This is a genomic window from uncultured Roseobacter sp. (assembly GCF_947491795.1).
In the GTDB taxonomy this organism is placed as follows: Bacteria; Pseudomonadota; Alphaproteobacteria; order Rhodobacterales; family Rhodobacteraceae; genus Roseobacter.
Genome location: NZ_CANLKW010000003.1, coordinates 882,931 through 906,158, shown reverse-complemented (window position 1 = coordinate 906,158; position 23,228 = coordinate 882,931). Strand labels below are relative to the sequence as shown.

29 protein-coding genes are annotated in these 23,228 nt (G+C 58.9%); 14 read left to right on the top strand and 15 right to left on the bottom strand.

The window, feature by feature from the left end; genetic code table 11:
• The first annotated feature begins 10 nt into the window (after window positions 1-10).
• Window positions 11-427, top strand: coding sequence for a F0F1 ATP synthase subunit epsilon (locus Q1A34_RS16235; protein ID WP_300036469.1), 417 nt, complete (start codon window positions 11-13; stop codon window positions 425-427).
• Window positions 428-678: 251 nt separating this feature from the next.
• Here Q1A34_RS16235 and Q1A34_RS16230 read toward each other — a convergent pair whose 3' ends face one another.
• Entirely contained in the window at window positions 679-1,572 is an 894-nt protein-coding gene (locus Q1A34_RS16230; protein ID WP_300036466.1) for a LysR family transcriptional regulator, read from the bottom strand.
• A 100-nt stretch (window positions 1,573-1,672) separates the two neighbouring features.
• Here Q1A34_RS16230 and Q1A34_RS16225 point away from each other — a divergent pair, with 100 nt between their 5' ends.
• On the top strand, window positions 1,673-1,843 hold the full coding sequence (locus Q1A34_RS16225) for a hypothetical protein (protein WP_300036463.1): 171 nt from the start codon (window positions 1,673-1,675) through the stop codon (window positions 1,841-1,843).
• Between the two features lie 74 nt (window positions 1,844-1,917).
• Here Q1A34_RS16225 and Q1A34_RS16220 read toward each other — a convergent pair whose 3' ends face one another.
• Window positions 1,918-2,925: an autoinducer binding domain-containing protein gene (locus Q1A34_RS16220; protein ID WP_300036459.1), complete on the bottom strand. Its 1,008-nt coding sequence runs from the start codon at window positions 2,923-2,925 to the stop codon at window positions 1,918-1,920.
• A gap of 368 nt (window positions 2,926-3,293) precedes the next feature.
• Between Q1A34_RS16220 and Q1A34_RS16215 the strand changes: the two genes are divergently transcribed.
• Window positions 3,294-4,403, top strand: a complete 1,110-nt coding sequence (locus Q1A34_RS16215) for a serine/threonine protein kinase (RefSeq protein WP_300036457.1) — start codon at window positions 3,294-3,296, stop codon at window positions 4,401-4,403.
• A 7-nt stretch (window positions 4,404-4,410) separates the two neighbouring features.
• Window positions 4,411-4,644: a hypothetical protein gene (locus tag Q1A34_RS16210; RefSeq protein ID WP_298839253.1), complete on the top strand. Its 234-nt coding sequence runs from the start codon at window positions 4,411-4,413 to the stop codon at window positions 4,642-4,644.
• A 319-nt stretch (window positions 4,645-4,963) separates the two neighbouring features.
• On the opposite strand, the gene Q1A34_RS16205 is transcribed toward Q1A34_RS16210, so the two are convergent.
• Window positions 4,964-5,983 carry a ribose-phosphate pyrophosphokinase gene (locus Q1A34_RS16205; RefSeq protein WP_300036454.1) on the bottom strand — a complete coding sequence of 340 codons (1,020 nt, stop codon included), beginning with the start codon at window positions 5,981-5,983 and terminating at the stop codon, window positions 4,964-4,966.
• A gap of 114 nt (window positions 5,984-6,097) precedes the next feature.
• Between Q1A34_RS16205 and Q1A34_RS16200 the strand changes: the two genes are divergently transcribed.
• Together Q1A34_RS16200 and Q1A34_RS16195 are read left to right on the top strand one after the other, a co-directional pair.
• Window positions 6,098-6,697 (top strand): 2-hydroxychromene-2-carboxylate isomerase, encoded by a 600-nt coding sequence (locus tag Q1A34_RS16200; RefSeq protein WP_300036451.1) that lies wholly within the window; start codon window positions 6,098-6,100, stop codon window positions 6,695-6,697.
• Complete coding sequence (locus Q1A34_RS16195; protein ID WP_300036448.1) at window positions 6,694-7,512, top strand: alpha/beta hydrolase; 819 nt, start codon at window positions 6,694-6,696, stop codon at window positions 7,510-7,512. The genes Q1A34_RS16200 and Q1A34_RS16195 overlap by 4 nt, the downstream gene beginning before the upstream one ends.
• On the opposite strand, the gene Q1A34_RS16190 is transcribed toward Q1A34_RS16195, so the two are convergent.
• The 7 genes from Q1A34_RS16190 to Q1A34_RS16160 form a co-directional block, all read right to left on the bottom strand.
• Window positions 7,462-8,502: a low specificity L-threonine aldolase gene (locus Q1A34_RS16190; RefSeq protein ID WP_300036445.1), complete on the bottom strand. Its 1,041-nt coding sequence runs from the start codon at window positions 8,500-8,502 to the stop codon at window positions 7,462-7,464. The two genes, Q1A34_RS16195 and Q1A34_RS16190, sit on opposite strands and share 51 nt — an antisense overlap.
• Complete coding sequence (locus Q1A34_RS16185; protein ID WP_300036442.1) at window positions 8,502-8,972, bottom strand: YcgN family cysteine cluster protein; 471 nt, start codon at window positions 8,970-8,972, stop codon at window positions 8,502-8,504. Before Q1A34_RS16185 ends, Q1A34_RS16190 begins: the two co-directional genes overlap by 1 nt.
• Entirely contained in the window at window positions 8,969-9,901 is a 933-nt protein-coding gene (locus Q1A34_RS16180) for a bifunctional riboflavin kinase/FAD synthetase (protein WP_300036439.1), read from the bottom strand. Before Q1A34_RS16180 ends, Q1A34_RS16185 begins: the two co-directional genes overlap by 4 nt.
• A gap of 65 nt (window positions 9,902-9,966) precedes the next feature.
• Window positions 9,967-10,410, bottom strand: coding sequence for a MaoC family dehydratase (locus tag Q1A34_RS16175; protein WP_300036436.1), 444 nt, complete (start codon window positions 10,408-10,410; stop codon window positions 9,967-9,969).
• Window positions 10,411-10,500: 90 nt separating this feature from the next.
• Window positions 10,501-11,373, bottom strand: coding sequence for a TIGR01459 family HAD-type hydrolase (locus tag Q1A34_RS16170; protein WP_300036433.1), 873 nt, complete (start codon window positions 11,371-11,373; stop codon window positions 10,501-10,503).
• Between the two features lie 80 nt (window positions 11,374-11,453).
• Window positions 11,454-11,810: a DUF1294 domain-containing protein gene (locus tag Q1A34_RS16165; RefSeq protein ID WP_300036430.1), complete on the bottom strand. Its 357-nt coding sequence runs from the start codon at window positions 11,808-11,810 to the stop codon at window positions 11,454-11,456.
• 73 nt (window positions 11,811-11,883) lie between these two features.
• Window positions 11,884-12,804, bottom strand: coding sequence for a manganese-dependent inorganic pyrophosphatase (locus Q1A34_RS16160; protein WP_300036427.1), 921 nt, complete (start codon window positions 12,802-12,804; stop codon window positions 11,884-11,886).
• 169 nt (window positions 12,805-12,973) lie between these two features.
• On the opposite strand from Q1A34_RS16160, the gene Q1A34_RS16155 reads away from it, so the two are divergent.
• From Q1A34_RS16155 to groL, 3 genes are all read left to right on the top strand, one after another.
• On the top strand, window positions 12,974-13,654 hold the full coding sequence (locus Q1A34_RS16155; protein ID WP_300036424.1) for a DUF2161 domain-containing phosphodiesterase: 681 nt from the start codon (window positions 12,974-12,976) through the stop codon (window positions 13,652-13,654).
• A 173-nt stretch (window positions 13,655-13,827) separates the two neighbouring features.
• Window positions 13,828-14,115 carry a co-chaperone GroES gene (groES, locus tag Q1A34_RS16150; protein ID WP_300036421.1) on the top strand — a complete coding sequence of 96 codons (288 nt, stop codon included), beginning with the start codon at window positions 13,828-13,830 and terminating at the stop codon, window positions 14,113-14,115.
• 65 nt (window positions 14,116-14,180) lie between these two features.
• Window positions 14,181-15,824, top strand: a complete 1,644-nt coding sequence (groL, locus tag Q1A34_RS16145; protein ID WP_300036418.1) for a chaperonin GroEL — start codon at window positions 14,181-14,183, stop codon at window positions 15,822-15,824.
• 79 nt (window positions 15,825-15,903) lie between these two features.
• Here groL and Q1A34_RS16140 read toward each other — a convergent pair whose 3' ends face one another.
• Window positions 15,904-16,341, bottom strand: coding sequence for a response regulator (locus tag Q1A34_RS16140; RefSeq protein ID WP_300036416.1), 438 nt, complete (start codon window positions 16,339-16,341; stop codon window positions 15,904-15,906).
• A gap of 324 nt (window positions 16,342-16,665) precedes the next feature.
• Here Q1A34_RS16140 and Q1A34_RS16135 point away from each other — a divergent pair, with 324 nt between their 5' ends.
• From Q1A34_RS16135 to Q1A34_RS16125, 3 genes are all read left to right on the top strand, one after another.
• Window positions 16,666-17,415, top strand: a complete 750-nt coding sequence (locus Q1A34_RS16135; protein WP_300036414.1) for a HAMP domain-containing sensor histidine kinase — start codon at window positions 16,666-16,668, stop codon at window positions 17,413-17,415.
• A gap of 78 nt (window positions 17,416-17,493) precedes the next feature.
• Window positions 17,494-18,093 (top strand): response regulator, encoded by a 600-nt coding sequence (locus Q1A34_RS16130; RefSeq protein ID WP_300036412.1) that lies wholly within the window; start codon window positions 17,494-17,496, stop codon window positions 18,091-18,093.
• Between the two features lie 9 nt (window positions 18,094-18,102).
• Window positions 18,103-18,951: a DMT family transporter gene (locus tag Q1A34_RS16125; RefSeq protein ID WP_300036409.1), complete on the top strand. Its 849-nt coding sequence runs from the start codon at window positions 18,103-18,105 to the stop codon at window positions 18,949-18,951.
• On the opposite strand, the gene Q1A34_RS16120 is transcribed toward Q1A34_RS16125, so the two are convergent.
• Window positions 18,917-19,372, bottom strand: coding sequence for an NUDIX domain-containing protein (locus Q1A34_RS16120; protein ID WP_300036406.1), 456 nt, complete (start codon window positions 19,370-19,372; stop codon window positions 18,917-18,919). The two genes, Q1A34_RS16125 and Q1A34_RS16120, sit on opposite strands and share 35 nt — an antisense overlap.
• A 72-nt stretch (window positions 19,373-19,444) precedes the next feature.
• Here Q1A34_RS16120 and Q1A34_RS16115 point away from each other — a divergent pair, with 72 nt between their 5' ends.
• Both Q1A34_RS16115 and Q1A34_RS16110 read left to right on the top strand, forming a co-directional pair.
• Window positions 19,445-20,236, top strand: coding sequence for an alpha/beta fold hydrolase (locus Q1A34_RS16115; RefSeq protein ID WP_300036744.1), 792 nt, complete (start codon window positions 19,445-19,447; stop codon window positions 20,234-20,236).
• A complete protein-coding gene (locus tag Q1A34_RS16110) occupies window positions 20,223-21,365 on the top strand; it encodes an alpha-D-ribose 1-methylphosphonate 5-triphosphate diphosphatase (RefSeq protein ID WP_300036403.1) in 1,143 nt (380 codons plus the stop codon). Before Q1A34_RS16115 ends, Q1A34_RS16110 begins: the two co-directional genes overlap by 14 nt.
• Window positions 21,366-21,371: 6 nt before the next feature.
• On the opposite strand, the gene Q1A34_RS16105 is transcribed toward Q1A34_RS16110, so the two are convergent.
• Genes Q1A34_RS16105 through Q1A34_RS16095 form a run of 3 tightly spaced genes read right to left on the bottom strand, consistent with a single transcriptional unit; the run spans window position 21,372 to window position 23,201 of the window.
• Window positions 21,372-22,439: a 5-(carboxyamino)imidazole ribonucleotide synthase gene (locus Q1A34_RS16105; RefSeq protein ID WP_300036400.1), complete on the bottom strand. Its 1,068-nt coding sequence runs from the start codon at window positions 22,437-22,439 to the stop codon at window positions 21,372-21,374.
• Window positions 22,432-22,920 carry a 5-(carboxyamino)imidazole ribonucleotide mutase gene (purE, locus tag Q1A34_RS16100; RefSeq protein ID WP_300036397.1) on the bottom strand — a complete coding sequence of 163 codons (489 nt, stop codon included), beginning with the start codon at window positions 22,918-22,920 and terminating at the stop codon, window positions 22,432-22,434. Before purE ends, Q1A34_RS16105 begins: the two co-directional genes overlap by 8 nt.
• Window positions 22,921-22,976: 56 nt before the next feature.
• Entirely contained in the window at window positions 22,977-23,201 is a 225-nt protein-coding gene (locus Q1A34_RS16095) for a DUF465 domain-containing protein (RefSeq protein ID WP_300036741.1), read from the bottom strand.
• Between the last annotated feature and the right edge of the window lie 27 nt (window positions 23,202-23,228).

Below are 23,228 nucleotides of genomic sequence, written 5' to 3'. Positions count from 1 at the left end.
AGCCTGAACAATGGCAGATACAGTCCAGTTCGACCTCGTCTCACCGGAACGCCGCCTCGCCTCTGCGCAGGTGACTGCGGTGCAGATCCCGGGTGCCGACGGCGACATGACAGCGATGGCGGGCCATGCGCCCACCATCACCACGCTGCGCCCCGGTGTGCTGAGCGCCGAAGGGCCGGACGGCACCACGGATTACGTGGTGACCGGTGGCTTTGCCGAGATCAGCGCCGAGGGTATCTCGGTTCTGGCCGAGCGTGCGATCCCCAAGGCCGATATGACCAAAGCGGACCACGATGCGATGGTGAAAGAGGCCGAGGAAGCGCTGGCAAACGCCAAAGAGGCCTTTGCCAACGAACCCGGTCCCGTAGATGATGCAGCCAAGCTGCTGGCCGATATGGTGGCCGTGGGCGATCACATCAGCGTCTGACACGTCGCGCGATATCCAGTACATTTTCGAAAGGCCCCCGGTGCGGGGCCTTTTGTGCATCCGGCGGCAGCTATGGCGGCTGGCGAAATACCCAGGGCATGACACACCGGGTTAACTTTCCTGGTTTCAGGCGGCCTCGCGTGATCCTGGGTTTTGGCAGGGCACTTCACAGTGTTTCGACTTTACCCTGAGGCGACAGATCCTGCTAGCCGCGTTCGACCATGGAAAGACCGCGCTGTGCCAGGCCAGTGTTACTCCGAAGCGCTGACACTCTGCGGTTTCTGCGCCCTCAGCCATTTCAGAAACGTGTCCAGTTGCGCAGAGGTACGGCCCGGTACCGTCACGATGTGATACCCGACCCCCTGTTCCTGGAGCGCGCAAAGGGCCACCAGTTGCCCGCTTTTCAGTTCGCGCTCAACCAGGGATCGCGGCTGGAACGTCACCCCGAGGCCCGAAACAGCCGCTGACAGGGCCAGTTCATTGGTATTCAGCATGGTCACTTTGACCTGATCCAGATCGACACCCTCGCGCTCGATGGTCCGGCGGCGCTCCATTACCTGCGTGTCCAGCAGCCAGGGCAGATCAAGCAGATCATCCAGACAGGTCACCCTGCGCCCCGCGATCAGGTCCGGATGCGCCAGAGCCGTGTAATCCGCCCGCGTCAGCAGTTCAACGCTGAGACCCGGCCAGTTCCCGTCGCCATAGCGGACCGCCACATCAAACCCGTCCCGGCGCAGATCGATCACAGTCGTGGCGGGGCTGATGCTGATCTGCACATCCGGATGCGCGGCCCAGAACGCCCCGATCCGCGGCATCAGCCAGCCCGCCGCAAAACCGGGTGTCACGCTGATGGTCACAGGCCGCTCTGCACCGCGCTGGCGCAGCTCTGCGACTACCTCCCCGATCTGGCCAAACCCCTCCGCAAGCCCGGCGGCCAGCTGGCGGCCTGCATCTGTGGGGGCCACACCGCGGCCCTCGCGCACCAGCAGGCTCTCGCCAAACTCCTGCTCCAGGGCGCGCACATGCTGGGCGATTGCCGCGTGCGTCACGTTCAGTTCCCGCGCCGCCGCACTCAGGTTCTGATGCCGTGCCGCTGCCTCAAAAGCGCGCAGCGCAGCGAGGGAAGGGATGGTACTCCAGTTCATATCTATAATCTTAACTTACATATTGAAAAGCGTATTGCTTTGCTGTGATCCGGTTGATGCCACTATGTTGGGTGCCAGTACAGAAATCAAGGAGACTGATATGTTCGGCATACTTTCACATACTCTGAAGACAGCAACCCGCCAGGACGTCTGGGGGCACCGGGGGGCACTGCCCGAGCAGACCGGACTGATGTCCGAGGTGGAGCGCCGGACAACCGGCGCGCGCGGACGCTGGAAAGCACCGCAGAGCTGGGTGCGCCGCGGCCGTTGAGCCCTGTGCACCCTGCCCGGGCGCAAAAAAGCCACGCTGGTCCTGCGGGGCTTTGGTGTCTGGTTTCGGGGTGTTCAGGTGTATCTGCGTCTGCCCCGGCCCCGGTTTTCGGGCGGGCCCGGCATCTCGGCCGGGTCTTCTGCAAGACCGGGGATCTCTGTGTCCATCTCCTGCCATTGTGAGGCAAGATCCCAGCCGGTGATCTTTGGGCGGGTGGGGATGATCTCGTCGGGGTGCAGCAGAGCCGTGTCGATCAGCCCCTGGCGCGAGGCGACCATGACGGCCTGAAAGATCGACTTGACCCCCAGTTTACGAATGACCTGCATCTGCAGGGTCTGGGGGGATCCAAAGGAGCATTTCATCTCCAGTGCTGCTGCCGGGTCCTCGTTCATCGCGACAAGCCGCAGAAACCGGATTTCCTCGGGCGTCAGCGGCGCGGAATTCGAGGTGCCCACCTGCGAAAAATACACCAGCGCGTCACAGACCGCATGGGCCAGCAGATGCAGATCCTCGCGGAACATGCGGAACTGGCGGCGCGCATAGTCCGGCGTTTTCACGGTGTTCAGCACCACAGCCGCCACCAGGCCTGTGTGATAGCTGACTTTGAAAATTACGCCGTTACAGCCGATGTTATGGGCCTCTGCGGCGCGCAGATACCGCAGCGGCGCATCATGGGTCGGCACAAGCTCGTCCAGAAAGAGCTCATGCTCCTGTGAGGTGATCCCGCCGATCACCGGATCATCCTCGGACAATCCCAGCCGGTTATAGTCATCCCACCAGGCGGCGGGCAGGCTGGAGATCACACGCCGCGACAGGCAGGATTTGCCCTCGCTCAGAATGATCAGCGTGGCATCGTTGAACCCGTATTCCTGGGGCATGCGGCCAAAGACGGCGGCCACCTGATCCAGGGTCTCGGCTTCGTCAATCTCGCCCATGATCTCGTCGGTCGCCCTGTGACGCGGCAGCACACTGGCCCCCTGCGCCAGCCTGTCACGTGCAGCGCGCAGCTCTTCGACCTTTTCGGCGCCCAGATCGGCGCCCGTTGCAATAATATCGTCCAGCAGTTCTGCGTACCAGTTCATCCACTTACTCCACTGAAACTATGTATCCCGTGCGGTTCGGAACGCTGTTGCTCTGTGTTCCGCACCCTTCTGATTTAGAGCGGAATTTCCTAAAAGGATGTTAAGTTCATTGTAAAATTGGTCGAAAATTCAGTGCGTAAACAGCGCGACTTTACCTAAAATTTGATTCAATTCTGCACCTGAGCCTCCCCGGTCAGGTTAACCCGCTGACCAGCACGCGCGCTGCAGGCGGCGACAGGTTCCGCCCCGAAAACCGGCGCACCCGCCGCCAGGTCGCGCCCCGGCCGCAAGCTGTCGCAGCAGGTCTTGAGACCCGGGCGGAATGGTCCTAGGAACAGGCGGGACAGATACGCCGGGGAGGGTGCGACATGGCAAAAACAGTGGTCAACAGCTGGAACGAATGGGACCCGCTGAAACATGTGATCGTCGGGCGCGCGGATGACTGCCACATCCCGCCCGAAGAGCCCGCCCTGGATGCCAAAGTGCCTGAAGACAGTGACATGCGCGGCCAGTGGGGCCGCCGCCCGCAGGAAACCATCGACCGCGCCAACGAGCTGCTGGACAACTTTGCCGCACAGCTGCAGGCGCGCGGCATCCGGGTCGACCGGCCCACGTCGATTGACCATTCGCTGCCCGCCACAACCCCGGACTTTCATACCGAGAGCCAGTTTGGCTGCATGCCGCCGCGCGACGTGCTGCTGACCGTGGGGTCCGAGATGCTGGAGGCCACGATGTCCTATCGCTGCCGCTGGTTTGAATACCTCAACTACCGCCCGCTGATGCAGCAGTATTTTGATGAAGACCCGAACTTCCGCCATGAAAGCGCGCCAAAGCCACGCCTGACAGATGCGGATTACCACCCGGACTATCTGAGCGATAAAATCGGCGTGGAAAAGCGCCTGCAGTGGGCGGCAGAGAAATTCTTTGTCACCACCGAGGAAGAGCCGCTTTTTGATGCCGCCGATGTGCTGCGCTTTGGCCGCGACCTGGTGGTGCAGCACGGATTTACCACGAACCTCAAAGGGATCGAATGGCTGCGCCGGCATTTCCCCGAGCATCGCGTACATACGGTGAACTTCCCCGGTGACCCGTATCCGATCCACATTGATGCGACATTCACACCCCTGCGCCCGGGCCTGATTCTGAACAACCCACAGCGCCGTCTGCCGGACGACCAGCGCGGTATGTTCGAGAAAAACGGCTGGGATATTGTCGATGCCGCACAGCCTGCGCACAACACGCCCCCGCCGCTGTGCTATTCTTCGACCTGGCTCAGCATGAATGTGTTGGTGCTGGACCCGAAAACCGTCTGTGTTGAGAAATCAGAAGTCTACCAGGCCGAACAGATGGATAAACTGGGTATGGAGGTCGTCGAAGTGGAACTGCGCGACGCCTATGCCTTTGGCGGCGGGCTGCATTGCTGTACAGCTGACGTCTACCGTGAAGGCGACTGCCAGGATTATTTCCCGAATATGTGAGGACGCGATGAACAAGCGCAGATGGACGACATTCTTTGAGGTGCTGGGCTCGGGTCTTGCGATCCTCTATGCGCTGCTCATTGCCTCGAACACCGGCAACGAGATCACCGGCTTTGCCCTGCTGCTGGCCTCGGCGCTGCTCTTTGCGGGCTGGGCGGTGATCGACAAACGCTGGGCCTTTCTGGTGCTGCAGTTCTTTTACGCGACCTCTGCCATTATCGGGCTGATCCGCTGGTCGTGAACCCGCTCTGATCCAAAGGACTGCCCCGCGCGGGCGCGCGGGACAGACGCCATGCCCCGGGCCGCGTGAGAACACGCGTCCGGCGCTCCGCGGCAGGGGTCTGCGGGGATGGCATGCACCGGTCGCAGCGGTAAGGGAGCGTTTGGAAACAGCCCGTTTCAGCCACCGCGCGGGACACACCGACAAAAACACCGACGTAATACCGACGTTTTACCGACGTGATACCGACCTGCGGTTTTGCCATGTTTTACAGGAGGTTTTCCCGCGTGCTGACCCGGGGCCCCACCACCGTGTCCGCTGTGTTGCGCGTACGCTGCGTTTACTCCGCGGCATACATCCCGTCATAGATCGGGCTCAGCGTGTCCGCCTCAAAGAGCGAAGAGACCGAGGTGCCGTTCCAGATGTTCAGGATCGCCTGGGCAAAGACCGGCGCTGTGGGCACAACGCGGATATTGGCAGCCTCTGTGACGGATTTGGTCGGCGCAATCGTGTCGGTAATGACCAGCGACTTCATGACCGAGGCCGTGACACGTTCGACCGCGGGGCCGGACATGATGCCGTGGGTGATATAGGAGTGCACTTCTTTGGCACCGTGCTCCATCAGCACCTCGGCGGCCTTGCAAAGCGTCCCGGCGGTGTCGCACATATCGTCCACAATCAGGCAGATTTTCCCCGTCACATCACCGATGACTTTCATTTCCGCAACTTCACCCGGCTTTTCGCGGCGTTTGTCCACAATGGACAGGGGCGAGTTGATCCGCTTGGCCAGTTCGCGCGCACGTGCCACGCCGCCCACGTCGGGAGAGACGACCATCAGCTCGTCCATCCGGCCCTTGAATTCTGATTTGATATCAAGGGCAAAGATCGGTGAAGCATAAAGGTTGTCCACCGGAATATCAAAGAAACCCTGGATCTGAGCCGCGTGCAGATCCATCGTCAGGACCCGTTCGATACCGGTGCCGACCAGCATGTTGGCGACCAGTTTGGCCGTAATCGGTGTGCGGGCTTTGGTGCGGCGGTCCTGGCGGGCGTAGCCGAAATAGGGCAGAACGGCTGTGACCCGCGCGGCCGAGGACCGGCGCAGCGCGTCGGCCATGATGAGCAGTTCCATCAGATTGTCGTTGGCAGGGTTCGAGGTGGACTGCAGGATGAACATATCCTCGCCGCGCACATTCTCGAACACCTCAACAAAGATCTCACCGTCGTTGAACCGCTCGACCCGGGCATCGACCAGCCCCACCTGCATGCCCCGGTGCATCGACATGCGCCGCGCGATGGCCTGGGCCAGCGGCATATTTGCATTGCCGGAGATCAGTTTTGGTTCGTGAAGCTGTGGCATGGGGGAGGGGTCCTGGAGCAGAGGCACGGGAATGTGACAGATTCGTGATGTTGACTCCACCTAACACGGCCTTACCAATCGGCAAAGAACCCAGACCCAGCAAGGAGCCGCAAAATGGCGCATATCGACCTGTTTTTCTCAACCATCTCTCCTTATGCCTACCTTGCCGGGAACCGCGCCGAAGAGGTCGCGCAAAAGCATGGTGCCACAATCACCTATAAACCGCTGGATATTATGGGGTTGTTTTCCCGCACAGGGGGCACGCCGCCCAAAGACCGGCATTTCAGCCGCGTGGATTACCGCGCACAGGAACTGGTGCGCCAGGCCAGAAAACTGGATATGCCGTTCAACCTGAAACCGGCATACTGGCCCACGAACCAGGCGCCTTCGGCCTATGCGGTGATCGCGGCGCAGAACGCCGGTGGCGGGGATATGGGCAAGCTTTGTGCGGGCATTTGCCGCGCCGTCTGGGCCGAAGAGAAAGACATTGCCCAGGACGATGTTGTGCGCGCCTGCCTGGAGGCTGCAGGGTTTGACCCGTCGCTCGCGGACAGCGGTATGCTGGTCGGGGCGGAAACCTATGCGGCGAACCTCGAAGAGGCTGTGGAGCGGGGCGTATTCGGCTCACCCTTCTACATCACGGATGGGGACGCACGTTTCTGGGGGCAGGACCGCATCGACGACCTGGACGCGCATCTGTCCGGAAAGCTGTGACCGCACATTCCGGGGCGCGGGTATGGGGTTCGGGTCCATACCCGGCTCTGGCCATCCACTGTACGCTGGGACATTCGGGCATGTGGCGCGGGGTTGGCGAGCATCTGAGCGACCTGCTGACCCTGTCCGCCTTTGATCTTCCCGGCCATGGGCGGGGCCCCGCATGGGACGGCACCACAGATCTGCACCGCGCCTGTTGCGATACCGCGCTGCCGTATCTGACCGCACCGCTGCACCTGATCGGTCATTCGTTTGGGGCCACGGTCGCGTTGCGGCTGGCGGTCGAAAATCCGCAGATGGTGCGCAGCCTGACCCTGTTCGAGCCGGTATTCTTTGCCGCACTGAACGAGACCGGGCAGGCACATCTGGCAACCCATATCACGTCCGCCATACCATGGACGGAGGCGATAGAACGCGGGGATTTTGCCCTGGCCGCAAGGCTTTTCAACCGCCAGTGGGGGGATGGCACGCGCTGGGTAGATATCCCTGAAAAGTCACAACATTATATGACAGAGCGTGTTCATATGGTGCCGGCCCAGGCACCTGCGATCTTTGACGATAATGCGGGTCTGTTACGGTCTGGTGCCGCTGAGCGGGCAGATATGCCTGTGATGCTGGTTCGTGGGGCGCGAAGTCTGGAAGTCACCGGCCACATCAATCACGCGCTGGCAGAGAGGCTGCCTGACGCGCATGAGGTGACGATCGAGGGTGCCGGGCATATGGCCCCTGTTACCCACGCCAGAGAGAGCGCAGAAGCAATCCGGTCACTGGTCGAAATGACCGAGGAACGTGTCAATCTGCGCGGTTGTCACTGACCAGTCACAGACAAGGCGCGCCTCTAGCATCTCTTCGGGGTCATCGCCCTCCAGCTCGCCTGACCAGATGTAATAGACCGCTCCGGCGTTGTGCAGCGCGCGGTGAATGCGGCGCGGAAACGCGGCAAAGATCATGTTGGCCTGCGGTTCATGCACAAATTCTGCCCCTGCAGACCGCAACCCTGCGATCAGATGCGCGGCATTCGCATTCGCCTGGCGCGCGGTGTCCAGCCAGAGATCGTTTTCCAGGTATCCCGCCATTTGCGCCGACAGATAGCGGTGCTTGGAAAAGAGGTGCGCGCCCCGTTTGCGCCGCAGCTCAAACTCCCAGGCCTTGTCCGGATCGAACAGGATGACCGCTTCTACCCCCAGGCAACCGTTTTTTGTGCCCCCAAAACTGACAACGTCAACGCCGGCCTTCCAGGTCATCTCCGCCGGGGTGCACTCCAGAGCCACCATTGCATTTGCAAACCGCGCGCCATCCAGGTGCACGGGCAATGCGTATCTGGCCGCCACATCAGTCAGCGCGCGCAGCTCTTCCAGGCTGTAAATCCTGCCGCGTTCTGTCACCTGAGTGATCGACACAGGCCCGCGCTGGGGGCCATGTACACCGCGCGTGTTTTCAGAGCGGATCGCCGTTTCCAGCGCGTCTGCAGTCATCTTGTCGCCGCCGCGCACAAGGGTCAGTTTGGCCCCTGAAAAGAACTCCGGCGCGTTGCATTCGTCCTCGTGCACATGGGCCACCTCAGAGCAGAACGTCGTCTGCCAGGGCGCGCAATAGCAGGCCAGTGCCAGGCTGTTGGCGGCGGTACCTGTTGCCACCAGATAGACAGCGGCCTGATGTGCCTCAAACACCTCGCGGATTTTGGCGCGCACGCCCTCCATGATCGGATCAGCACCATAAGGCAGGGCAAAGCCGGTATTGGCATCTGTGACATGCTGCATCACCTGAGGGTGCGCGGCACCGGCATTGTCAGAAGCAAAATACATCAGGTTGGTTCCTCAATTATATACTCTTCCCACTCATCTTCGGGAATGTCGAACTCGCTGAGTGTGATGCCCCGCACAGAGACCCCGGCGTCATGTACCGAGCCGGGCGTGCCGCTGATCAGCGGATGCCAGTCATAGAGCGGTTTGCCCTGCCAGAGCAGCCGGTAGGCGCAGGTTTCAGGCATCCAGTATGCGTGGCTGTCCAGATTGTCGGGCTTCAGGACGATGCAGTCAGGCACAAATTGGTGACGAACATCATATTGCGCACAACGGCAGCTGTCATCGTCCAGCAACCGGCAGGCGATGCGCGTCAGGGCGACATCCCCGCTGTCCTCATCTTCCAGTTTGTTCAGGCAGCACTTGCCACAGCCGTCGCAGAGTGCTTCCCATTCCTGCTGGTTCATTTTCGCCAGTGGCTTGCGCTCCCAGAAGCGCGGCTTCAGCCCGGTGCGGTTGATTGGATCTGTCACAATGCCGCCAGGATATCGCGGGCGCGGGCACTGTCGGCGTCCATTTGACGGATCAGCGCGTCAAGCCCGTCAAACTTTTCTTCGGGGCGCAGGTAGTCGACCAGAGCCACAGACAGGGGCGTGTCATAAAGATCGCCCTGGAAATCAAAGATAAATGTTTCCAGATTCGGACGGTTTTCACCGAACATCGGGCGCACCCCCATAGAGGCCACACCGTGATAGCTGCCCTGATGCGGGCCGCTGAGCACATCGGCCAGAACTGCATAGACACCAAAGGCGGGCGGGTGCAGTCCGTCGATGGACATGTTCGCCGTCGGATACCCCAGTTCCCGTCCGCGCTGTTCACCGCCGATCACCGGCCCCTCGATCCGGTGCCAGTGCCCCAGCATCGCGGCTGCCTCACGCGGCGCACCACGGCTGAGCGCTTTGCGAATAGCTGTTGAGGAAACGGTGGTCTCTGCCTGTGCGACAAGCGGGGCAATTGTGACGCCAAATCCCATCTCTACGCCAAAACGCTCCAGATCTGCCGCCGTGCCAGCGCGCCCCCGCCCAAAGCAGAAATCCGAGCCGACGATAACATGGGTAAGACCAAAGCCGTCTGCGATCACACGGCGGGCGAACTCTTCCGGTGTCAGCGCGGCCAGAGCCGCGTTGAAATTTATCTCATACAGCATCTCGACGCCCAGTTTTTCCAGCCGGCTGGCACGGGCTTCACGGCTCATCAGGCGGAAAGGAGCGGCGTCGGGTGCGAAATACGCGCGCGGATGCGGATCAAACGTGACAACCCCCAGAGGGGCGGCGGGCGCTGCGCTGCGCGCCAGATCGATCACTGACTGGTGGCCCAGATGCACGCCGTCAAAATTGCCGATAGCTGCGGTGGCACCGCGATCTGCCGGGTCAACATACTGGTAGTCACGCAGGATCTTCATGCTTCCTGGTTAGCCGCCGCAGCTAACGGGTGCAAGCGGTGCGCGCCGGAAAGCAGCGCTTCCGGTCAGTCGAATTTCCGCGAGGGCGCCATGACAGTGGCTTCGCCCACCAGCACCTTTTTCCCATCAACCAGGCACTGGCATTCCATTTTCACACGGCGGCGCGAGGGTTCGATGTCTGTAACAGTGACTTCGGCATGCACCAGATCGCCCGGGCGGACAGGTGCGAGGAATTTCAGCGACTGGCCGAGATAAACGGTGCCGTGGCCTGGCAGCTGTTCCCCGATCACAGCTGAAATCAGACCGGCGGTGAGCATTCCGTGGGCAATACGCCCTTCGAATATGGTGTCGCGGGCGTAGTCATCGTCCAGGTGCACCGGGTTCCGGTCGGTTGAAATCTGCGCGAACATCTCAATGTCCTCATCCGTCACGACCTTTTGCAGGTAGCGCGACATGCCCATTTCGATGTCTTCGATACAAATCGTTCCGCGGGGCAGATTGTCCAACATGATGACCCTTCCGGTAATTTTCTGACACTTACGCCATTAAAGTTGAAACTTTATTACTTTGCGCACGCAGAAAATCAAGGGGAAAGTATGTCAGCGAAGGTGTCCTATTGTGTAGGTCGGATTGGACATTTCTTTTTGAAGGTAAGAAGTTAGCGAATCCGGGTCAGGCTGGTCGGAGGTATTTGTTTCTTCGGCAGCCAGACCACCCGAGATAAAGAGCGAATCGATATCCTCGCCCATTGCGCCCGCGATGTCGGTCAGAACTCCGTCACCGATGGCGAGAATACGGTCGTCGGGCACCGGAGTGCCGAGCGCCGCCAGTCTGCGCCGCGCGAGATCATAGATGGGCGGATGTGGCTTGCCGAAGTAAAGGCTTTCGCCGCCCATCTCGCTGTACAGACCTGCCAGCGCACCCGCGCACCATTCACGCACATCGCCGCGATCAACAACTATGTCAGGGTTTGCGCAGAGCAGTGGCAGTCCCATCTGTTTTGCCATCAGAAACTGTGGTCGCATCACGTCAGGGTCGGCCAGGCTGTCGAAAGGTCCGGTGCACACCATGCCTTCGGCCTGCTCCAGTTCCACCCGTTCGATGGTCAGGGGGTTTTCAACCACCTGGAGCGGTTCAAAGAATTTCAGGTCGGTTGGCGGCCCGATGTGCCAGACTTTTTGCCCCACGACGCCCCGGTACATCGCGGAACGTGCACTGTCACCGGACGTTGCGATGGTATCCCAGGTGTCATCAGGAACGCCAAAGTGTACAAGCTGCTTTTTTACGCCAGCGCGCGGCCGCGGGGAATTGGTGACCAGTACCACCCTGCCTCCACCCGCCCGGTACTCCCGGAGCGCTGATACCGCGCCCGGCAGGGCTTTTACACCATTGTGCACGCATCCCCACAAATCGACGAAGAGCGCATCATACTGCTGTGACACTTCAGAGAGAGCGGAGATGATACGGGTCATGCGAGCACCTTTTCAGAAAACAGACTGCTGCGCGTTCTATGCCGCAGAGACCGGCGGCGCGCCACCCCCATGTCGGGCTGTCAGTTGCCGACGCGCTGAAAGAACCGCGGTGTTTCGCGATCAGATGACATTTGGAAGCCGGGCCAGTCCACGTCTGGCATCGCAGTTGCAGCAATCAGAATGAAGATCACCCCCAGCCAGGCGACGGGCACGAGATCCAGCATCAGCCGGAATGGTTGCTTTGTGGTTTTGTGACGGTACATCCGCTGCGCAATTTTGGCACCAATCCAACCGCCAAGAAAAGCGAGTGTCAGCAGGCTGCGTTCGGGAACACGGCGGCCACCATCTGTAGCGCGGATCTTATCAGCCCGGAACGCAACGAAACTCACCAGATTGATGATCACCAGGCCGGCAGAAACAAGGATTGAACAGCTCATAAACCGGGTCTGGAATGGAAAAATGGCGCCACAGGGGCGCCATTCGGAATTTCAAAGGGCAGAGGTATGAGCCTCAGACTTTCAGATTGGGGATGATCTGTTTTTTGCGGCTCATGATACCGGGCAGAACCACGGTATCGCCGCTGACTTTTGCGTCAAAGCTCTGTTCTGCAACTGCTTTTACTGTGTCATTCGGGACCAGCAGCGTTGCCTCTTCGTTCAGAATATCCACGACAAAGAGCAGAACCTCGTCCGCGCCGTCCTCTTTTGCGACACCCGGCATCGCATCCATCAGCGCGCCCTTGCGGGCGAGTACCTGCGCGGGCGACGTGGTTTCCAGAACAGAGACACGGAACTGTTTGCCGCCAACGCCGTATTCCTTGCTGTCCATGCGCAGCAGTTCGGCTTCGGAGAATGCGGACACGTCCGACTTGGCAGCAAACATTTCAGCGGCATATTCGCTGATGTTGATATCGAGCGCCTGTGCCAGATCCCATGCAATGGCCTTGTCTTCGTTGGTTGTGGTCGGGCTGCGGAACTCCAGAGTGTCTGAAAGGATGCAGGAAAGCATTGCGCCTTTGATATTGTCGGGCATCTGCGCCAGATCCTTACCGATCATCTTCCACATGATCGTCGCCGTACAGGCCAGAGGTTCGATACGGATATCGATCGGCCCTTTCGTCTCAAGACCACCCACCAGTTTGTGGTGGTCTATGATCTGGCGGATGTCCGCGTCATTAATATTGTCTGGAAGTTCGGCGGGGTTGTTCGTGTCCACGATGACAACAGGTGCGTCCTCTGCGAGTTTGCCAAGAACGCGTGGCATGGTCAGCCCCCAGCGCTCGAGCATGAATCTGGCCTCTGTGTTCGGCTCTCCCAGCAGAACGGCTTCGGCTTCTTCACCTTTGATCTGGCTGAGATACCACGCCCAGATGATAGGTGAACCGGTGCTGTCAGTGTCCGGGGATTTGTGGCCGAAAACAAGCGTTGTCATAATATCCGTTCCTGATGATGCGTCATATTTGCGGGCCTTATAACATGGGCGACTGCTGTGTCACCCCCTTCAATGCTGCAGTGCGGCATTGTGGTAAACGCAAGGGGGTGGTTGCAGTTCCGGCCCTGTTGCGTACAGGATCAGGCCGACCGGTTCCGGGGCAGAAGTGATGGCAAAGGCGAGCGAGACGGATCTTTATCCTCCTGTGAAATCCTTTCTTGAGGATCAGGGATATGTGGTCAAATCCGAAGTGGGTGCGGCGGATGTGGTGGCGCTGCGCGGTGGTGAGCCGCCCGTGATTGTTGAGCTCAAGCTTGGGTTTTCGCTGGCGCTCTTTCACCAGTGTATCGCACGGCAGGCGACCACGGATGACGTCTACATGGCTGTCAGCCGGCAACCCGGGAAGCGGTTCGCCCGTGCTGTCAGGGACAACACGGCAATGGCCCGGCGTCTCGGGCTCGGGCTTCTGACGGTGCGCCTGTCAGATGGTCTTGTGCAGGTACATTGCGATCCGGGGCCTTTTTCGCCGAGAAAGTCAAAAAAGCGGACCGCCGCTTTGCTCAGGGAGTTTGCGAGACGAACGGGCGATCCGAATGAAGGGGGGCAAACCCGCCGGGGTCTGGTGACTGCCTACAGGCAGGATGCCCTGCGGCTGGCGGTCTTTCTGTTTGAGGCAGGTGCCAGCAAAGGGTCGGATGTTGCGCGAGAAACCGGCGTGCCCCGTGCGACGCGCATGATGGCGGACGACCACTATGGGTGGTTTGAACGCGTCGACAAAGGAATTTACGGCCTGACACCTGCCGGGGCTGAAGCTGTGGCCAGTGGCGGTGATGTGTTGGGCGCGGTCTGAACGTCCACCGGACGATTCCGAAAATTTTTGCAAATGCTCTGGTTGACAGGCTCGGGCGCCTTCCTTAGCTAAGGCGCGTTAGCACTCGCCTGTGGTGAGTGATAACGGACCGTCTGCCAGAGAGTGCGGCGGTTCTGAATGGGAGAAACTTTGAGCCTCAAGGAGCTGCAAAGATGGCATTGAAACCGCTTCATGACCGCGTGCTGGTACGCCGCACGGAAAGCGAAGAGAAAACTGCTGGCGGACTGATCATCCCCGACAGCGCAAAGGAAAAGCCCTCCGAGGGCGAAGTGGTGGCTTGCGGTGCAGGCGCACGCAAGGACAGCGGCGAGCTGATCGAAATGGCCGTAAAAGCTGGTGACAAAATTCTGTTCGGCAAATGGTCCGGCACAGAAGTGACACTCGACGGCGAAGAGCTGCTGATGATGAAAGAAAGCGACATCATGGGGATCATCGAGTAAGCGCACCCGCTGCTCTGAACCTTTCGCTGATTTCAAACTGATATTTCTCAAGAGGAGAAGACAACATGGCAAAAGAAGTCAAATTCGACACAGATGCCCGTAACCGTATGCTCAAGGGTGTGAACATCCTGGCAGACGCGGTGAAAGTGACGCTCGGCCCGAAAGGCCGTAACGTTGTTCTGGACAAATCCTTTGGCGCTCCGCGCATCACCAAAGACGGTGTGTCCGTGGCCAAAGAGATCGATCTTGAAGACAAGTTCGAGAACATGGGCGCGCAGATGGTCAAAGAAGTGGCCAGCCGCACCAATGACGAAGCAGGTGACGGTACAACAACCGCAACCGTTCTGGCCCAGGCCATCGTCAAAGAAGGCATGAAATCGGTTGCAGCGGGCATGAACCCGATGGACCTGAAGCGTGGTATCGATCTGGCAACAACCAAAGTGGTTGAAGCAATCAAATCCGCATCCCGTGAAGTCAACGACAGCGCAGAAGTTGCGCAGGTCGGCACCATCTCTGCAAACGGTGAAGCTGAAATTGGTCAGCAGATCGCAGACGCGATGCAGAAGGTTGGCAACGAAGGTGTTATCACCGTTGAGGAAAACAAAGGTCTGGAAACAGAAACAGACGTTGTCGAAGGCATGCAGTTCGACCGCGGCTACCTGAGCCCTTACTTTGTCACCAACGCCGACAAAATGACCACAGAGCTGGAAGACTGCATCGTGCTGCTGCACGAGAAAAAGCTCTCCTCGCTGCAGCCAATGGTTCCGCTGCTGGAGCAGGTCATTCAGTCGCAAAAGCCGCTGCTGATCATCGCAGAGGATGTTGAAGGCGAAGCACTGGCAACTCTGGTTGTGAACAAACTGCGCGGCGGTCTGAAAATCGCAGCCGTCAAAGCACCTGGTTTCGGCGATCGCCGCAAAGCCATGCTGCAGGACATCGCGATCCTCACAGGCGGTCAGGTCATCTCCGAAGATCTGGGCATGAAGCTTGAGTCCGTCACAATGGACATGCTGGGTTCGGCCCGGAAAGTGCAGATCACAAAAGACGAGACAACCATCGTTGACGGTGCCGGCGAGAAAGCCGAAATCGAAGCGCGTGTTACTCAGATCCGCACCCAGATCGAAGAAACCACTTCCGATTACGACCGTGAAAAACTGCAGGAACGTGTTGCCAAACTGGCAGGCGGTGTTGCTGTGATCCGCGTCGGTGGCATGACCGAAGTCGAAGTGAAAGAGCGCAAAGACCGTGTGGACGATGCTCTGAACGCGACACGTGCCGCTGTTCAGGAAGGTGTAGTCGTGGGCGGGGGCGTTGCTCTTGTTCAGGCGGGCAAAGCACTCGACGGCCTCGAAGGCGTGAACAACGACCAGAACGTTGGCATCAACATCATTCGCAAGGCAATCGAATCGCCGCTGCGTCAGATCGCCGAAAACGCGGGCGTTGACGGTGCGGTTGTTGCTGGCAAAATCCGCGAAAGCTCGGACGTTACCTATGGCTTTAACGCTCAGACCGAAGAATACGGCGACATGTTCGCTTTCGGTGTGATCGACCCGGCCAAAGTTGTACGTACCGCGCTGCAGGACGCGGCATCTGTTGCTGGTCTGCTGATCACTACAGAAGCAATGGTTGCTGACAAGCCCTCCAAAGAGGGCGCAGGCGGCGCCGGTGGCGGCATGCCCGACATGGGCGGCATGGGCGGCATGATGTAAGCCACCCGGCATCCGAAATGAGAAAAGGCTCGCCTGTGTGGCGGGCCTTTTTTATTGTACGGGTATGGTTGGGCAGAGGCTAAGCCGGTAGCTCGACAATGCGAGAGTAGGTGCCCAGCATCTGCAACGCATGTGAGAGGGTCTCGCCCGGGTTGTCTTTGACGAGGTATCCGGCAACATTCTGACTATAGGCAGACTGAATGTCATGCGGCATATCAGATGTTGTGAAAACAAAGACAACGAGCCGGCGCAGCGTTGGGTCAGCACGCACCTCATCCAGAAACTCCAGACCGTTCATGCGCGGCATGTTCAGGTCCAGCGTTACAATGAAAGGTGGAAGCGTGCCGTTGGCCTCTGCAGCCTCGGATCGCAGAATTTCCAGCGCTTCCTCACCGTCCCGGGCGACAATTGTCCGGTTGACGATCTTGAGTTTTTTGATCGCACGCTCCAGTGACATGATGCTCACCCGGTCGTCATCTACGAGCAGAAAGGTCGCTTCTTTGGTGTGCTGTGACATTCACCAGTCTCCCAGGTAATCGTATTCTGTTTCAGCGCGGCATGCGCATGTGCCATCCGGCGCGGCATGGAAACGCCGCAGGGAAAAACCGAAGCCGCCGGATGTCGATGTGCTGATCCCGGGCCCCCGAAGTCAAATGAGTATAAAACGATAAACCTTTACGGATTATTTCCAGCGCCGCACTTGCTGTCCCTGACACCGGACGTTTGCATCATGGTTGCAGGCAGGACCCGTGCTTTGGCAGATGGTCAGACCTCCACCGTTAACCGAGTATTCAATGCTGGCTGATATCAGCCCGGGGACAAAGTATCAGAGGTCCGTTTCATGAATATTCCCAAACTGCAGTCTGATACCGGATCCGGTCCGGACGCAGCAGCAGACTTTTCGTCCTCAAAAGAGTTTGAAGACTTTGTATATCTGATCAGCCATGACGTTCGTAACTCAGTGCGCGCACTCATTGAGCTTCCGCAATGGATCGAAGAGGACCTGGTCGAAGCCGGTTTTCGTGTTGAAGGACCGATAGCCCAGAATATTGAACTGATGAACCGGCACACCGGACGCCTTGACCGTATGCTCGTGGACTTACTGGCTTTTTCCCGTGTCGGACGGATGCAGGAAGTTGTCGCTGTTGATCTTGGGGAAGCATTGAACGAGGTGCTGGATGAGGTTTCGATACCCGGCAGTTTTGAGATCACGAGCGCTTTTGACTGTTCTCACATACATGTAGGTGAACGCGATATCCTGACGCTGCTGACTGCGCTGGTTTCAAACGCAGCTAAACACCATGACCGGGAGGCCGGCAAAATTACCGTTTCCGCGCACGGGGAGGGAACCGTGACAGTCCTTTCCGTGCAGGATGACGGGCCGGGGATTCCAGAGAATTTCCACAGGCAGGTCTTTGATGCCATGACGACACTGAAGCCGCGCGATGAGGTCGAAGGCAGCGGTATGGGGCTCGCCATCGCACGGAAGATCGCGCATCTGTACGGCGGTTCGATTTCCATTCTGTCAGACGCGACAGAAAGAGGCACAACGGTCAAAGTTGTGTTCCCCGGTGTCCGATCGGGCACCTGACCATGCAACACATTTTGAATATTAGTCGGCTTAGCGGTCCGGAAAAGAACTTTCCGGCCGGACAATGGAGAAGAAAACATGAATGCTGCTGTCGCTCGCCAGCCTGCGCTCCACCGTATTTATCCGAGACCAATCGCTGTCGTCATTATTGATGACAATCAGGCCGACAGACTACTGCTTCAAAAATCACTTGAAGGCACCGGGCTCCTGGCACAGGTGACAACCGTGAGTGACACCCGAGAGCTGAAGCAGGTGATGCGGGAAGAAGCAGTGGATGTTGTTATCGTTGACTATCACTTGCCCGATGTGCGCGGCGACAGGGTGGTTTCCGCACTCAGGGATTTTCCAGTGTCCGCAGGATGCGGGTGCATTCTGGTGTCTTCTTCTCCGGAGCTGGCTGCATCGTCAAACCCGGAGCTCGCAGTTCTGGACAAGAACAGCCTGACCCCCTTGTTGATGCAGGACGCAGTACTGACAGCGATGTCTGACGGTAAGCCCAGTCGCACGTCGTTCTGCAGACCTGATTTCCATGGCAACGAGGACATCCTTGCTGATAGCGCGACAGCACAGGTTTTTTTTCGCGGCGCACTCCCGGACCCTGAACTGAAATCAGCGACTTTGAACGGTGCCAGAAGTGTGAGCCGCCCGCCCCTTGGCAGCGGAACAGACAACGGATAAGCCCGCTGAATGCGTCTTGTTCTCCTGACTTCCGTTACAATGATCGCCTTTGCGTCGAATTCTCTGCTGACAAGAATGGCAGTGGAATCCGGCGCCGCCGATCCTTACAGCTTTGCAGTGCTGAGGGTTTTGGCCGGGGCCAGTGTGCTGGCAGTGATCATGATCTTGTCCGGACGCGATATCGTGTTCAGCCCGGCAAAACGTTTTGTGGGAGCCCTCAGTCTGGCTTCCTACATGATAGGGTTTTCTCTGGCATACCTTACACTCGACGCAGGACTTGGCGCGTTGATCCTGTTCGGTGTCGTTCAGATTTCGATGTTTTCGCACGGCGTGATCAAAGGCCAGGGGCCAACAGCCCGGCAGTTCACAGGCGCGGGTGTCGCGTTTTGTGGTCTGCTTGTGGTGCTTTGGCCCGGTGCCGAAAGTCAGACCGATCTGACTGGCGCATTGTTGATGATTGTCGCAGGAGTCGGCTGGGCGGTTTACACGATAACAGGGCGCTCAGCAGTTGATCCGCTTTCTGTAACAGGCGCAAATTTCATGCTGTGCCTGCCACTGATCATTATCCTGCTGGCCGTTCCGGACAGGCAGGTAACCCTGAATGGATACCTGCTGGCACTTGTATGCGGTGGGCTGACGTCGGGCCTTGGATATGCGCTGTGGTATCTCGTGCTGCCGCAACTTCGCCAGAGCATCGCTGCGGTGGTACAACTGAGCGTGCCGGTCATCGCAATCGTTGGCGGAGCACTTTTTCTGGGTGAGGCCATAGCGTTTTCGACACTTGCTGCATCAGCAATGGTTCTTGGAGGCATCGCCCTTGCGATTACATCACAATCGTTTCCAGCGCGTCGTAAATAGCCGGGCCATCTTCGGAAAACGCTGCCTGCGCCAGGCTGTCGGGTTTAACTCGCAAATCGCCCAGCTGATCCTGACGCGCCCAGATGTGACGATCGACAATGTCCTCAGGATCCTGCCAGTTACTGGCAATTTGCGCATCTCCTGTAACCGTGCACCTGAAGAATATTTCAATCTGATGAAACCCGACGCGGGGATCATGAAATTCGTTTATCAGACAGGGCGCGCCAACGGACACATGCAGGCCGGTCTCTTCAAAGACCTCCCGTTTCAGGTTGTCGGGCAGGCTGGCACCAGGTTCCGCCCCACCACCCGGCGCGCACAGAAGATCGCTCTTGCCGCCCGGCCAGGCGTTTACCAGAAGAAGGCGGTTTTCATGTACGATAACGGCGCGCGCGGCAATTCTGGGTGATTTTGTGGGCATTTTAGAATCTTCCAGCAAATTCGCGTGACGTCATTCTTTTTTAGTTCTGTGATCAGCCCTATCTCATTGCGTATGAAAGTTCATGGCATAATTCTTGCCGCAGTCTCCCTGCTCTGGGTCTTTGCGGCGCCTGTTCAGGCACGTTGCGTGGTCCTGCTGCATGGGCTCGCCCGGACAGAATTCTCATTTGCACTGATGGAAGCCGCACTGGCCGGCGAGGGCTACGAGGTTGTGCGCCCGGGCTATCCATCGACCAAAGCGGAAGTTCAGGAATTGGTACGCCGCACCGTTCCCGACGCGGTGGCATCCTGCGGGCCGCGCGAGAGCGTGGATTTTGTGACCCATTCTATGGGCGGAATTCTCGTGCGTCAGTGGGCCGCCGCGAACCCCGATGCCAGAATTGGCCGGGTCGTCATGCTGGCACCACCGAACCAGGGCAGTGAGGTTGTGGACGTTCTGGACGATATCGAGGCCTTTGACTGGATCAATGGCCCGGCAGGTGCGCAGCTGGGGACAGGTCCGGACTCGCTGCCCAGAAGGCTGCCGCCGGTGACATTCCCACTGGGTGTGATCGCTGGTGATCAGTCGCTCAACCCGTATTTTTCGTCGCTGTTGCCGGGCCGCGATGATGGCAAGGTTTCCGTGTCGTCCACCCGTGTCGCGGGGATGCGGGATCACATCGTATTACCGGTCACACATACCTTTATGATGAACAACCCGCGCGTCATCGCGCAGACAGTCGCATTTCTGAAAACAGGTGAATTTGATCATTCCCTCAGCTGGCTTGATGCAGTACTCAGCCAGCTGGGCTGCCCGGATGGCAGCTGTGTGCCAGGGGTGGGGACGGTCATTGGCAAACCTTGATCTGAAATCTGACAAAATTCTTGGGCCTGCAGGTTTAGAACCGGGTGTCCTTTCAGTTCACGAGGGCCGGATCGCGCCGGATACCACCGGGCGCGTGGTAGACCTGAGCGGATACATTCTGCTGCCAGGAATTATCGACCTGCACGGCGATGGTTTTGAGCGGCACCTGGCCCCGCGGCGTGGCGCAATGAAACAGATGTCAGAAGGCCTGATTGCGACAGGGGCTGAACTGGCAGCAAACGGTATCACAACGGGTGTTCTGGCCCAGTTCGTCAGCTGGGAAGGCGGCGTCAGGGGGCCGGAATTTGCCGCGCAGGTTTTTGAAGCCATCCGCGATACCGCGCCAGCACTTGTGACGGACATCCGCGCGCAGCTGCGCCTCGAAATCCATCTTCTTGAGCTCTATGCAGACCTGCCTGATCGCCTGTCAGACTGGAATGTCGACTACGTGGTGTTTAATGACCATCTGCCGCATGATCGTCTGGCAGAAGGCCGAAAACCACCGCGTCTGACAGGGCAGGCGCTCAAAGCCGGGCGCAATCCGGAAAAGCACTTTGAAATGTTGCTTGATCTGCACGCGCGCCGCGCTGAGGTCCCTGCAGCGCTGGATGCGCTTTGTCCCCGGTTGACGGCACAGGGTGTACGCCTGGGAAGTCACGATGATCATTCGGCCGAAGGGCGCATTGTCTGGCATCAGCGTGGCGCGCGGATCGCGGAGTTTCCGGAAACCGCAGAAGCCGCAGAAGCCGCGCGGGACGCGGGTGACACAATTGTCCTGGGCGCGCCGAATGTCGTGCGTGGTGGATCACACAAGGGTAACGTCAGTGCTCTGGATCTGGTATCGATGGGACTATGCGATGCGCTGGCCTCGGACTATCATTACCCCAGCCCACGGCGGGCCGCACTATTGCTGGCGGACAGTGGTGTCGTCAGTTTTGCTGAAGCCTGGCGCATGATCTCTGAGGGTCCGGCCCGGGCACTGGGTCTTGAAGATCGCGGAACACTGGAACCGGGCATGCGCGCGGACATCGTTATTCTGCACGAAGAGACACGGCATGTTGCGGCGACGCTCGCAGGCGGGCAGTTAAGCTATCTGAGCGGTACGATCGGAGACCGCCTGTTCGGCTAGCGCGCTTCAACCGGTCACGCGGTTGACGTGACCCATCTTCCGGCCTTTTTTGGTCTCTGATTTTCCATAGAGATGCAGAGCAGCACCAGCTTCGCGGGCAAGAGCGGGGACCTTGTCCATGTCATCGCCAATCAGGTTTTCCATCACAACATCGGAATGCCGGGTGCCGTCGCCCAACGGCCAGCCGGCAACCGCGCGGATATGTTGTTCGAACTGATCGACGGCACAGCCGTTTTGCGTCCAGTGACCGGAATTGTGTACGCGCGGTGCAATCTCGTTCACGATCAGGCCCTGCGGCGTGACAAAAAGCTCGACGCCCATGACGCCCACATAGTCCAGTGCGTTGAGAATTCTGGCCGCCAGCAAAACCGCATCCGTTCGCTGTGCGCTGCTCAGCCGGGCAGGCACAGTGGTTGTGTGCAGAATGCCATCGCGGTGAACGTTTTCGCCCGGATCAAAGCAGGCAACCTCACCCAAAGCGCTGCGCGCGGCTATGACAGAGACTTCATGCGAGAAGTTCACAAATCCTTCGAGGACTGCGGGTTGCCCGGCCATGTCACTCAATGCGCCCGTCGCGTCATCCGCCGAGCTGAGCCGCGCCTGACCCTTGCCGTCGTAACCGAACCGGCGTGTTTTGAGGATCGCCGGGATACCCGTCTTTGCAATCGCCTGCTCCAGCGAACCCATATCAGACACTTCCGCATATGGCGCCACCTGCAGCCCCAGATCCTGCAGGAAATTCTTTTCTGTCAGGCGGTCCTGGCTGACACGCAATGCTTCACGGCCTGGACGGATCGGCACAGTTTTCTCGATGATGTCGAGTGCTTCGGTGGGAATGTTTTCGAATTCATATGTGACCACGCTGACACTTTGCGCGAAACGTTCCAGCGCGCCTGCGTCGTCATAGGCAGCTGTTGTCACAGTCTGTGCCACATGACCGGCCGGGGCGTCGGAGCCCGGCTCAAAAACATGCGTCTTAAAGCCGAGACGCGCCGCGGCGACAGACAACATGCGTCCCAGTTGCCCACCGCCCAGAATGCCAATGGTTGCGCCGGATGGCAGGGGGCTATTCATCGACGGGGATCTCCGGAATAGAGGCAGACAAGGCTGCACGCCAGTCTTCCAGCCGGCCTGCCAGAGCCTGATCCTGCAAGGCCAGAATACCAGCTGCCATCAGGCCGGCATTCTTTGCGCCGGCTGCACCGATTGCCATGGTCGCAACAGGGTAGCCGCGTGGCATCTGCAAAATCGAATAGAGGGAATCGACGCCGGACAGGGCCTGCGTCTGAACCGGCACACCGATCACCGGCACGCGCGTCTTGGACGCCATCATACCGGGCAGGTGGGCCGCGCCACCTGCACCCGCGATAATCACCTGAAGCCCGCGGTCGACGGCCGTTTTGCCATAGTCCCACAAACGATCCGGCGTGCGATGCGCCGATACGATGCGTTTTTCAAAGCTGATGCCCAGCGTGTCCAGGATCTCTGCGGCCTCGGACATTGTGGGCCAGTCGGATTGACTGCCCATGATAATCCCGACGGAAACTGATGTCATGAAAAGGCCCCTTACGCCCGTAACCTGCGAAGCGGCACTATAGCCAAAACCGTAGGTCAGGCAATGATATCGGGCGTCAAGCGATCTTCAATCTGCGCGATAATGTCTTTGAGCCTCAGTTTGCGTTTTTTGAGACGTTGCAACGTCAGCTGATCGCTGACCGCTTTGTCCGCGAGGGCCTGAATAGCTTCATCAAGGTCCCGGTGTTCGCGGCGGAAAACCTCCAGCTCCACGCGCAGCACCTCATCGGTTTTCATCGACAGATCCGAGGGAGCATTCATGAAGGTATGATTCCAAGATTTCAGCAC